The sequence below is a fragment of the Pseudomonas imperatae genome, from assembly GCF_057128625.1.
On record NZ_JBSKHP010000028.1, the window covers coordinates 84200 to 94474 of the forward strand.

At 67.1% G+C, this 10275-nt stretch carries 11 protein-coding genes; 7 read left to right on the plus strand and 4 right to left on the minus strand.

Translation table 11 applies throughout. From position 1 onward, the window contains the following. Nucleotide 1: 1 nt before the first annotated feature. A complete protein-coding gene (locus ACWKWX_RS27070; protein WP_416424924.1) occupies nt 2-1324 on the plus strand; it encodes an ABC transporter ATP-binding protein in 1323 nt (440 codons plus the stop codon). A gap of 93 nt (nt 1325-1417) precedes the next feature. Here the strand turns inward: ACWKWX_RS27070 and ACWKWX_RS27075 are convergent, their stop codons facing one another. Together ACWKWX_RS27075 and ACWKWX_RS27080 are read right to left on the minus strand one after the other, a co-directional pair. After that, entirely contained in the window at nt 1418-1738 is a 321-nt protein-coding gene (locus ACWKWX_RS27075; RefSeq protein ID WP_473002787.1) for a HigA family addiction module antitoxin, read from the minus strand. A 9-nt stretch (nt 1739-1747) separates the two neighbouring features. Then, on the minus strand, nt 1748-2029 hold the full coding sequence (locus ACWKWX_RS27080; RefSeq protein ID WP_416424922.1) for a type II toxin-antitoxin system RelE/ParE family toxin: 282 nt from the start codon (nt 2027-2029) through the stop codon (nt 1748-1750). Nucleotides 2030-2237: 208 nt separating this feature from the next. On the opposite strand from ACWKWX_RS27080, the gene ACWKWX_RS27085 reads away from it, so the two are divergent. After that, on the plus strand, nt 2238-3251 hold the full coding sequence (locus tag ACWKWX_RS27085; protein WP_483829399.1) for a sensor domain-containing diguanylate cyclase: 1014 nt from the start codon (nt 2238-2240) through the stop codon (nt 3249-3251). Here ACWKWX_RS27085 and ACWKWX_RS27090 read toward each other — a convergent pair. Further along, nucleotides 3241-3948, minus strand: coding sequence for a CerR family C-terminal domain-containing protein (locus ACWKWX_RS27090; RefSeq protein WP_416424920.1), 708 nt, complete (start codon nt 3946-3948; stop codon nt 3241-3243). The two genes, ACWKWX_RS27085 and ACWKWX_RS27090, sit on opposite strands and share 11 nt — an antisense overlap. Before the next feature lie 100 nt (nt 3949-4048). On the opposite strand from ACWKWX_RS27090, the gene ACWKWX_RS27095 reads away from it, so the two are divergent. From ACWKWX_RS27095 to ACWKWX_RS27110, 4 genes are all read left to right on the plus strand, one after another. Then, nucleotides 4049-5155 carry an HlyD family secretion protein gene (locus ACWKWX_RS27095; RefSeq protein ID WP_483829400.1) on the plus strand — a complete coding sequence of 369 codons (1107 nt, stop codon included), beginning with the start codon at nt 4049-4051 and terminating at the stop codon, nt 5153-5155. Then, nucleotides 5148-6716 carry an MDR family MFS transporter gene (locus ACWKWX_RS27100; protein WP_416424918.1) on the plus strand — a complete coding sequence of 523 codons (1569 nt, stop codon included), beginning with the start codon at nt 5148-5150 and terminating at the stop codon, nt 6714-6716. The genes ACWKWX_RS27095 and ACWKWX_RS27100 overlap by 8 nt, the downstream gene beginning before the upstream one ends. Continuing rightward, nucleotides 6713-8152: an efflux transporter outer membrane subunit gene (locus ACWKWX_RS27105; protein ID WP_483829401.1), complete on the plus strand. Its 1440-nt coding sequence runs from the start codon at nt 6713-6715 to the stop codon at nt 8150-8152. The genes ACWKWX_RS27100 and ACWKWX_RS27105 overlap by 4 nt, the downstream gene beginning before the upstream one ends. A gap of 107 nt (nt 8153-8259) precedes the next feature. After that, the gene (locus ACWKWX_RS27110; RefSeq protein WP_483829402.1) at nt 8260-8751 is read left to right on the plus strand and encodes a sterol desaturase family protein; all 492 of its coding nucleotides are present in this window, start codon (nt 8260-8262) and stop codon (nt 8749-8751) included. A gap of 2 nt (nt 8752-8753) precedes the next feature. Here ACWKWX_RS27110 and ACWKWX_RS27115 read toward each other — a convergent pair whose 3' ends face one another. After that, nucleotides 8754-9605, minus strand: a complete 852-nt coding sequence (locus ACWKWX_RS27115; protein WP_483829403.1) for a LysR substrate-binding domain-containing protein — start codon at nt 9603-9605, stop codon at nt 8754-8756. A gap of 108 nt (nt 9606-9713) precedes the next feature. Between ACWKWX_RS27115 and ACWKWX_RS27120 the strand changes: the two genes are divergently transcribed. After that, a complete protein-coding gene (locus ACWKWX_RS27120) occupies nt 9714-10106 on the plus strand; it encodes a tautomerase family protein (protein WP_483829404.1) in 393 nt (130 codons plus the stop codon). Nucleotides 10107-10275 lie beyond the last annotated feature (169 nt).

Consider the following 10275-nt stretch of genomic DNA (forward strand, 5'->3'; position numbering starts at 1 on the left):
GATGAATACCTTGAACCAACACCCGGGCAACACCGCGCAGATTTTCTCGCTGAGCAACGTCAGCCGCGGCTTCGGCAAGGGCAAGGAGACCCTGCAGGTGCTCAGCGACGTCGACCTGACCCTGCGCGAGGGTGAAATCGTTGGCTTGCTGGGGCGTTCCGGCTCGGGCAAGTCGACCCTGCTGCGCATCATCGCCGGCCTGATCGAGCCCAGCGCGGGCGAGGTGCTGTACCGCGGCGAGCCGCTGACCGGCCCGGCCGAGGGCGTGGCCATGGTGTTCCAGACCTTTGCGCTGTTCCCCTGGCTGACGGTGCTTGAGAACGTGGAAGCCGGCCTGCATGCGCTCAAGGTGCCGCGCAAGGAAGCCCGCCAGCGGGCCCTGGCGGCCATCGACCTGATCGGCCTGGACGGTTTCGAGAACGCCTACCCGCGCGAGCTGTCCGGCGGCATGCGCCAGCGCGTGGGCTTCGCCCGGGGGCTGGTGGTGAACCCCACGCTGCTGCTGATGGACGAGCCGTTCTCGGCGCTGGACGTGCTCACCGCAGAGACCCTGCGCACCGACCTGCTGGACTTGTGGAGCGACAAGCAGCTGCCGATCAAGTCGATCCTGATCGTCACCCACAACATCGAGGAGGCGGTGCTGATGTGCGACCGCATCCTGGTGCTGTCGTCCAACCCCGGGCGCGTGGTGGCGCAGATCCGCGTGCCGTTCGCGCACCCGCGCAACCGCCTGGACCCCACCTTCCGCAACATGATCGACGACATCTACGCGCTGATGACCGACCGCCGCAGCGCCGACGCCAGCAAGGGCAGGGCCGAGCTGAAAGTCGGCAGCCCGTTGCCCGACGTGTCCACCAACCTCATGGCCGGTTTGATGGAAGCCCTGGCGGCCGAGCCGTACCACGGCCACGCCGGCATGCCCATGGTGGCCGAGCGTTTGCTGCTGGAGGTGGACGACCTGTTCCCGGTGGCGGAAATGCTCGAGCACCTGGGCTTCGTCGAGCTCAAGGGCGCGGACATCACCCTGACCGAGCCGGGCAAGCTGTTCGCCGACTTCGGCACCCAGGAGCGCAAGACCCTGTTCGCCGAGCACCTGGTGCGCAACGTGCCGCTGGCGGCGCGCATCCGCCTGATCCTGCAGGAACGCCGCGGCCACCACGCCCCGCGCGTGCGTTTCGAGCAGGAGCTGGAAGATTCGTTGACCGAAGCCTTCGTCGAGCAGACCCTGGAAAGCGTGATCAGCTGGGGGCGGTACGCGGAGATCTTCTCCTACGACGACCACACCGAAACGTTCAGCCTTGAGGATGTGGAAGGGGAGAGCTGACGCCGTGACGCGGCCTGCGGCCGCTGCTACAAGTCGGCGTAGCAGCTGCCGCAGGCTGCGTCAGGGTCGCAATGAATTCGATCAGGTGCGCTCCTACGCAGCATAGCGAGGAATGTTTTCATAGTGCCCCGCACGTTTGGCAGCCTCCAGGTCATGGGTGCACTGCAGCGCCAGCCAGTAGCCTTCCGAGGTGCCAAAGAACCGTGAAAGCCGAAGATCAGTGTCGGCGCTGATGGCACGGGTGCCGCGAACGATTTCGCCAATGCGAGTGGCGGGTACGCCGATGGCGGTAGCTACTGCATTTTTGGTAAGGCCCAGAGGCGTGATGAATTCCTCCATCAGGATTTCACCAGGGTGAATGTTGGGCAATTGCTCGCCAGAGGTTTCGGCCAGCAGGTCTGGGCGGATTGTCATGTTATGTCCTCAGTGGTAGTCCACGATTTGCACGTCGTAAGCATCGCCGTCGATCCAGCGGAAACAGACGCGCCATTGAGCGTTGATTCGGATGCTGTGTTGACCCGCCCGATCATCATGCAGCGGCTCCAGCTTATTACCCGGTGGTACACGCAAATCGTCCAGTGCCTTGGCGGCTTCCAGCTGGCGAAGTTTGCGCAAGGCAACGCGCTGAATGTCCCGGGGCAATCTTCTGGCGACCAATCCGCTGGCGACCGCTTCGGTTTGCTTGTCCCTGAAAGTCTTGATCATCGGTCCGTGCCTGATTGAATACGGTAGCACTATAACGTTTCGCAGCATATGCTGTTTCGCGTTATATTTTCACGATGTGTCTGCCTTTTGGAGAGGCGATCAGGGTGGTTGATTCGACGGTATCGTCATCGCCATACCCGACCACCGGACTCAAGCTTGTCGAACGCATGTCGATACGATCACATCCCCATCCGTTCAGAGGCATGTCGTGAGTCTCATCTCCTCCCTGGATCGCCCCGCCAGCCGTGTGCACACAGCCGCCAGCGCGCCGCCCGAGCCCGAGCACGGGATCATCGAATGGCTGCTGCACGACGACCAGGTGATGCGCGAATGCTTCCGCCACGCCGTGGCGATTTTGAAGACGGTGCTGGGCACTGCCTACAGCGCGGTGATCTTGCTGGACGCCGAGCACCAGCATTACCGCGCCGAGGCCGGCGTGGTGCTGGACAGTATTCCGCGCGGGCGCTCGCTGGCCGACCACGTGGTGCGCCAGCAGGATGTGTTCGTGGTCGAGGACGCGCGCGCGGATGCCCGCTATGCCGAGTGCCAGCTGGTGAGCGCGGCGCCTTTCGTGCGCTTTTACGCCGCCATTCCCCTGCGCGCCCCCGGCGGCGAGCTGGTGGGTGCGCTGTGTGCCATGGACCCGCAGCCGGGCGAGCTGGACGAGCCGCGCCGCGAGGTGTTCCGCCACCTGCGCGCGATGATCGAGAACGACCTGACCCTGCGCACGGCCACCGCCATCGACCCGCTGACCCAGCTGTTCAACCGCCGCTTCATGCTCGAGAGCATCCAGCGCAAATGGCAGGAAGCCCCGGCGGGCCAGCCCCTGGCCGCGGTGATGGTGGATATCGATTACTTCAAGCAGTACAACGACACCTACGGCCACCCGGCCGGCGACGATTGCCTGCGCCAGGTGGCGACGGTGATCCAGGCGGTGGCTGACGCGCACCATATGATCGCCGGGCGCCTGGGCGGTGAGGAATTCGGCTTGCTGGCCAGCAGCGCCCAGCCGAACGCGTTGCGGGAGGCGCTGGAGGCCCTGCGCAAGGGCATCCAGCAGCTGGGCATCGAACACCGGCGCTCAAGTTTCGGCCACGTCACGGTCAGCATCGGCGCCGCCTTCGCCACCCCGGCCAGCGTGCCCCGGGACAGCTTCACTGTCGCCGACCAGGCGCTGTACCAGGCCAAGGCCCAGGGCCGCAACCAGGTGGTCATCGGCTAGCGTCGCGCTCGCGCACTAGCGCTTCCAGGGTCAGGCGGTTCTGCGAGAGCAGTGTGTCGCGCACGGTTTCCATGCGCGCCCGGTCGATGGTGTCCCAGTTCAGCGCCCGCAGCACTGGCCGGCGCAGCACGCGGAAGGCCATGCCCTGGCTGTTGAAGGCCATCGCCCGAATGATCGTCACCTCGTCGTCGGCGCTGCGCCCGGTCAGGCGGCCGAGGATGCCGCGGGTCACCGCGCTGAGGCGCTGGTTGAAGCCCTGGTTCATCATCTCGAACGCCGCCGGCGGGCCAAGGCCGGCCTGCTCGCGCGCCATGAAACGGCGCCAGTCGCTGCTTTGCGGGGTGTCGTGGATGAAGCTGACGAAGCCGCCCAGCACCTCCAGGTAGGCGTCGATCAACGCCTCATCGCTGGCGTCGGCGTCTTCCAGCAGCGCCTCGGCGTGCAGCACCACGCCGCTCAGCTGTTCCCAGATGTGCGTGAGGATGTGGTCCACGCAGGCCACGTACACGCCTTCCTTGTTGTCGAAGTAGTACTGCAGCGCCGGGGCGTTGACCCCGGCGGCGGTGGCGATGTCGCGGGTGGAGGCGCCGTCGAAGCCGCGTTCGGCGAACAGCCCGAGGGCGGCGTCGATGATGCGCGAGCGCGTCTCTTCGCCGCGTTGGTAGCCGCCTTCCTTAGCCGGTCGATGTCGTGCCATGTCGAAGTGCCTTGAGTGAGTCAGGTGCAAAATATATCACTTGACATAAATTCGCTACCGTCACATTTTGTATCGACTGGAATATTTTGGAGCCCCTGGCATGTCCGTCGATCGCCCTCTCGGTCCGCAAGAGCAACTTTCCCCCGTGGCCGAAGACCCCAAGGAGCCCCAGCGCGCCGGCCCGCGCAAGGTGCTGCTGGGCCTGGGGCTGCTGATTGTGCTGGCTGCGCTGGCGTGGGGCGGCTACTGGTGGCTGCACGGGCGCTTCATCGAAAGCACCGATGACGCCTACCTGGCCGCCGACAGCATGACCGTGGCGCCCAAGGTGGGCGGCTACGTGACCGAGGTGCTGGTGGCCGACAACCAGACCGTCGACGTGGGCCAGCCGCTGGTGCGCCTCGACGCGCGCAAATACCAGGCGGCCCTGGACGAGGCGCTGGCCACCGTGGCCTCGCGCGAGGCTGACGTGGCCAAGGCCCAGGCCGACCTGGTGCAGCAGGACGCCAGCATTGCCCAGGCCCGCGCCGAACTGGCCGGGGCCGGCGCCGACACCCAGCACGCCCGCGCCGAGGTGAACCGCTACGCGCCGCTGGCCAAGTCCGGCGCCGAGACCGAAGAACGCCTGGCCGAGCTGACCAACAAACTGGCCCAGGCCAGCACCAGCCAGGCCGCGCGCCAGGCGGCGCTGGAGTCGGCGCAGACGCGCACCGGCATCCTCAAGGCGCAGCTGCAGCAGGCCCGTGCGCAACTGGTGGTGGCCCAGGCCAGCGCCCGCCAGTCGCAGCTGGACCTGGACGACACCACCGTGGTCAGCACCCTGGCCGGGCGCGTGGCCGACCGCAGCGTGCGGGTCGGGCAGTTCACCCAGCCGGGCACGCGGCTGCTGACCGTGGTGCCGGTGCAGGCGCTGTACCTGACCGCCAACTTCAAGGAAACCCAGATCGGCGACATGCGCCCTGGGCAGAAGGTCACCGTGCACGTCGACGCGCTGCCGGGCCAGGACCTGGCCGGGCACATCGACAGCCTGTCGCCGGGCACCGGTTCGCAGTTCGCCCTGTTGCCGTCGCAGAACGCCACCGGCAACTTCACCAAGATCGTCCAGCGGGTGCCGGTGCGCATCCAGATGGACGTGCCCGATGACGTGCGCAAGGTGCTGGTGCCAGGCCTGTCGGTGACCGTCGACGTGGACGTGCGCACCCATGGCTGAGGCACTGGCTGCACCGGCCGCCGCGCCGCGCGAGGCCAACGCCTCGCTCAGTGACTGGGTGGCCGTGGCCGCCGGCTCCCTGGGCGCGCTGCTGGCGACGCTGGACATTTCGATCACCAACTCGGCGCTGCCGCAGATCCAGGGCCAGATCGGCGCCTCGGGCACCGAAGGCACGTGGATTTCCACCGGCTACCTGATGTCCGAGATCGTCATGATCCCGCTGGCAGCCTGGCTGACCCGGGTGTTCGGCCTGCGCCGCTTCCTGATGGGCAACGCCATCATCTTCACCCTGTTTTCCATGTACTGCGGCCTGTCCACCAGCCTGTTGGCCATGGTGCTGGGGCGCATCGGCCAGGGCTTTGCCGGCGGCGCGATGATCCCCACGGCGCAGACCATCATCCGCACCCGGCTGCCCAAGCACCAGATGTCGGCGGGCATGGCGATCTTCGGCCTGACTGTGCTGCTGGGGCCGCTGATGGGGCCGGTGGTGGGCGGCTGGCTGACCGAAAACGCCAGCTGGCGCTGGTGCTTCTTCCTCAACCTGCCCATCAGCCTGGCGCTGGTGGCGCTGCTGTGGAGCGGCCTGCGCCCGGAAAAGGCCGACCTGCAGCAATTCATCAAGGCTGACTGGATCGGCATCCTCGGCCTGGCGCTGGGCCTGAGCACCCTGACCGTGGTGCTGGAGGAGGGCCAGCGTGAGCACTGGTTCGAGTCGCACATGATCGTGTGGCTGAGCCTGCTGTCGTTCCTGGGCTTCTGCCTGGTGGCGGTGGGGCAGGTCACGGCCAGTAAGCCCATCGTGCGCTTGAATCTGCTGCGCAACCCGCGCTACGCCAGCGTCATTCTCATCGTTTCGACGGTGGGCGCGGCGATCTACAGTATCTCCTACCTGCTGCCGCAGTTCCTCGGCACCGTGGCCGGCTACAACGCCCAGCAGGCGGGCTCGATCATGCTGCTGTCGGGGCTGCCGGCGTTCCTGTTGATGCCGGTGCTGCCGGCGCTGCTGCAACGTTATGACAGCCGCTGGCTGGTGAGCATCGGCCTGGTGATGTTCGCCATCAGTTGCGCCATGGACGTGGGCCTCACGGCGCTCAGCGTCGGCCATGACTTCTACGGCTCGCAGTTGCTGCGCGGTTTCGCGCAGATTCTGGCGATGATGCCGTTGAACCAGGCGTCCATGGCGGCGGTGGCCACCCACGAGGCAGGGGATGCGGCGGGGCTGTACAACATGTCGCGCAACCTGGGGGGCTCCATCGGCCTGGCGCTGATGGGGGTGATGATCGACCGCCGCAACACCTACCACGACGACGTCATCCGCGAGTCGCTGACCGCCAACAGCACCCAGGGCCAGGACTACATGGCCAGCCAGACCGCCTCGTTCCTGGCGCAGACCGGTGACCAGGCGCTGGCGCAGCTCAAGGCCTCGGCGCAGCTGGCCAGCAACATCGCCACCCAGGCGACGGTGATGACCTTCAACGAATGCTTCTACCTGCTGGGCATTGCCCTGGTGGTCTGCGTGCCTTTGGCGCTTCTTCTGAAAAAACCGGCGAGCCATCCATGAGCGACAGCGGCAAGTTCGACAAGACCCTGATTGGCGCCCTGGCGCTGGCCCTGCTGGCCGGCTGCACGGTGGGCCCTGATTACCACGGCGCACCCACGGTGGCCGACAAGACCCTGGCCGCCGGCAAGCTGCCCCACGCCGACGCCGGTGCCGCGACGATGCCTGCCGCCGCCGACTGGTGGCGCGGCCTGGGCGACCCGCAGCTGGACGCGCTGGTGGACGCCGCGCTGAAGGGCAGCCCCGATATCGCCTCGGCCGAGGCGCGCTTGCGTGAATCGCGTGCCGGCCTGCACAGCCAGCAGGCCGACGCCATGCCCAAGCTCAGCGCCAACGCCACCAGCCTGCGCATGCGCTCGCCGGACCTGTCGTCGCTGACCGGTGGCGACAGCGGCGGCGGCCGTGGGCCGGTGCAGTTCTACCTGGCCGACTTCGACGCCAGCTGGGAGGTCGACTTGTTCGGCGGCACCCGCCGCGCCATCGAGGCGGCGTCGGCCAGCGCCGAAGCGTCCATGGCCGACCTCGCCGACGCCCAGGTGCAGTTGGCCGCCGAAGTGGTGCAGGCCTACGTCGACCTGCGCGACCGCCAGGCGCGCCTGGCCCTGGTGGACGCCACCGCCGACCTCGAAAGCCAGGTGCTCGACCTCACCCAGCAGCGCCGCGCCCGCGGCGTGGCCTCGCAGTTGCAGCTGGAGCAGGTGACCACCCAGCTGCAGACCACCCAGGCCCAGCGCTTGCCGTTGCAGGCGCAGATCGTCGAGTCGCTGGACGAACTGGCAGTGTTGTGTGGCCAGGAGCCGGGCCAGCTCGACGCCCAGCTGGGCCAGCCCAAGGACCTGCCCAAGGTGCCGGCGCAGGTGCCGGTGGCGGATCCGGCGGCCCTGCTCAAGGCGCGTCCGGACATCCGCACGGCCGAACGCCAGCTGGCCTCGGCCAACGCGCAGATCGGCGAGAAGAAGGCTGACTGGTTCCCCAAACTGTCGCTGATGGGCGACCTGGGCTTCAGCGCCGCCGAACCCTCGCACCTGTTGCGCAAGGACAACGGCACCTGGCTGCTGCTGCCGCGCCTGACCTGGAACGCCCTGGACTTCGGCCGCGTGGCCGCCAGCGTCGACAGCGCCACCGCCGGCCGCGACGAAGCCCAGGCGCATTACCGCAGCGTGGTGCTGCAAGCCCTCAAGGACGCCGACACCGCCCTGGCGCGCTACGGCCACCAGCGCCAGAACGTGGTGCTGCTGCGCGATATCGAAGCCTCCTCGGGCCGCGCCGCCAGCCTCACCCGCGAGCGCTACAAGGCCGGCACCGCCAGCACCCTGGACTGGCTGGACGCCGAGCGCACGCGCTTCGACGCCGAGCAGAACCGCATCAGCGGCGATGCGCAGCTGCTCAAGGACTTCGCGGCGTTGCACAAGGCGCTGGGGCTAGGGTGGCGCGTCTGACGCGGCCTGCGGCCGCTGCTACAGGTCATGCGTAGCAGCTGCCGCAGGCTGCGTCCTGGGCGCCGCCCACGGGACATTTACCTGGCGCACAGGTATTCTTCCACCCCATGATCACCCACTTCCTCATCTTCCTCAGTACCCTGTGCGCCATGGAGGCCGTCGGCACCCTGGCGCACAAGTACATCATGCACGGCCCCGGCTGGTGGCTGCACCGCTCCCATCACGAGGCACAACTGGGCGCGCTGGAGCACAACGACCTGTTCCTGCTGGTGCTGGCGCTGGTGGCGGTGAGCCTGCTGGTGCTGGGCAGCGCCACGGTGCAGTGCGTCGGCGCCGGGGTGGCGGGGTATGGGCTGGTCTACGTGTTCTTCCACGACGGCATCGTCCACCGCCACTGGCCGGTGCGCCCCAGCCCGCGGCATCCGTACCTGCAGCGCCTGTACCAGGCCCACCTGATGCACCACAAGGTCAAGGGCCGGCACAACAGCGTGTCGTTCGGCTTCCTCTACGCGCCGCCCATCGCCACCCTGGAAAAACAGCTGCGCGACCGGCCCGTAGCCGCTGCCGAAGGCTGCGCGGGCCCTGCGCAACAGCGCTGACTTCACCTGTTGTGCATCACCTGCGCCGTCATCCGCGCCAGGTCATCCACCGCCATACCCCCTTGCTTGCGGGCGCGATGCAGCACATAGCCGAGCCGCGGCACCGCGGGCATGCCGGCCATCACCCTTAGCTGCGCCGGCAGGCCCACGCGGGTGCGCAACGTCACCCCCAGCCCGGCACTCACCGCTGCCCACAACCCCGCCACGCTAGGGCTGGTCAGCGCTATGCGCCAGGCAATGCCGGCGGCGTCCAGCGCCTGAATGGCGGCACTGCGCAGCACGCACGGGGCGTCGAACAGCACCAGCGGCAAGGGCTCGTCCATGAACGCCTGCTCGCTGCGCCCGATCCATTGCATGGGTGTGTCGCCCAGCCGCGTTGCCCACGGTGTCATGGCCCCGGTGTCCCAGGTCAGCGCCAGGTCCAGGCGCGCGCTTTCAATCAGCGGCAGCAGTTCGGCGCTGCGGCCTACCCGCACCTCCAGGTCGATGCGCGGGTAGACGCTGGCGAAGCGCTGCAGCAGTTCGCTGAGCAGGTGCTCGCCAAAATCTTCCTGCACGCCCAGGCGCAGCGTGCCATGGGCCTGGGTGCCGTGCAGGTGGCCGAAGATCTCGTCATTGAGTGCCAGCAACCTTCGCGCGTGGCTGAGCAGCAACTCCCCCAGCGGCGTCAACACCAGCCCGCGCCCCGAGCGCGCCAGCACCGGCGCGCCTACTTGCTCCTCCAGCTTCTTCAATTGCGCGCTCACCGCCGAGGTAGAGCGGCCCAGGCGCTCGGCGGCCTTGGCGAAGCTATCCAGTTCGACACCGGTGACGAAGGTGCGCAGTACGTCGAGGTCGAAGGCGGGCAGGCGCATGTTAATAATCCTGAAAAAGTGGATTGATGCTTTCGATTTATCTGATATTCGGAAGTATCGTCCCTTGCTAGCCTGCTGGACGTCAACCGCCTATCAAGGATTTCAGCCATGCCGTTCGTGCGTATTTCCCTGCTGCAGGGCCGCTCCCCGGAGTACCTGCAGGCCTTGTCCACCGGTATCCATCAGGCCATGGTCGACACCTTCGATGTACCGCCCAGCGACCGCTTCCAGCTGATTCACCAGCACGCCCCGGGCGAGCTGCTGTTTGACCGCAATTACCTGGCCGGCCCGCGCAGCGATGCTTTCGTGCTGATTGCCATCACCGCCGGCAAGCCGCGCAGCGAAGGTACGCGGCGGGCGTTTTACCAGACGCTGGTGCGGCGTTTACAGCATGCGGTGGACCTGGACCCTGAGGACGTGATGGTGGTGATCACCACCACGGCGGCGCAGGAATGGTCGTTTGGGGGAGGGCGGATGAATGGGGAGGGGGGACGATCGTGATTGCCATGCAGTATGAGTTTTCTTCTTCCGCAGGCCTTTAGCAGCCAGGCTGACCTTGGCTTTTGCTCTGGCTTTTGCTCTGGCTTGTGATCTTGATCTGGCTTTTGATCTTGATTGTATGCCCCGTAAAGCGCCCGGGCCGACTGGAGGCGTCGATCAACGGGCTGCC

Coding starts and splice junctions, on each gene's coding strand:
- ACWKWX_RS27070 (WP_416424924.1), top strand. CDS start 2: ATGAATACCTTGAACCAACACCCGGGCAACACCGCGCAGATTTTCTCG.
- ACWKWX_RS27095 (WP_483829400.1), top strand. CDS start 4,049: ATGTCCGTCGATCGCCCTCTCGGTCCGCAAGAGCAACTTTCCCCCGTG.
- ACWKWX_RS27110 (WP_483829402.1), top strand. CDS start 8,260: ATGATCACCCACTTCCTCATCTTCCTCAGTACCCTGTGCGCCATGGAG.
- ACWKWX_RS27105 (WP_483829401.1), top strand. CDS start 6,713: ATGAGCGACAGCGGCAAGTTCGACAAGACCCTGATTGGCGCCCTGGCG.
- ACWKWX_RS27115 (WP_483829403.1), bottom strand. CDS start 9,605: ATGCGCCTGCCCGCCTTCGACCTCGACGTACTGCGCACCTTCGTCACC.
- ACWKWX_RS27100 (WP_416424918.1), top strand. CDS start 5,148: ATGGCTGAGGCACTGGCTGCACCGGCCGCCGCGCCGCGCGAGGCCAAC.
- ACWKWX_RS27075 (WP_473002787.1), bottom strand. CDS start 1,738: ATGACAATCCGCCCAGACCTGCTGGCCGAAACCTCTGGCGAGCAATTG.
- ACWKWX_RS27080 (WP_416424922.1), bottom strand. CDS start 2,029: ATGATCAAGACTTTCAGGGACAAGCAAACCGAAGCGGTCGCCAGCGGA.
- ACWKWX_RS27090 (WP_416424920.1), bottom strand. CDS start 3,948: ATGGCACGACATCGACCGGCTAAGGAAGGCGGCTACCAACGCGGCGAA.
- ACWKWX_RS27120 (WP_483829404.1), top strand. CDS start 9,714: ATGCCGTTCGTGCGTATTTCCCTGCTGCAGGGCCGCTCCCCGGAGTAC.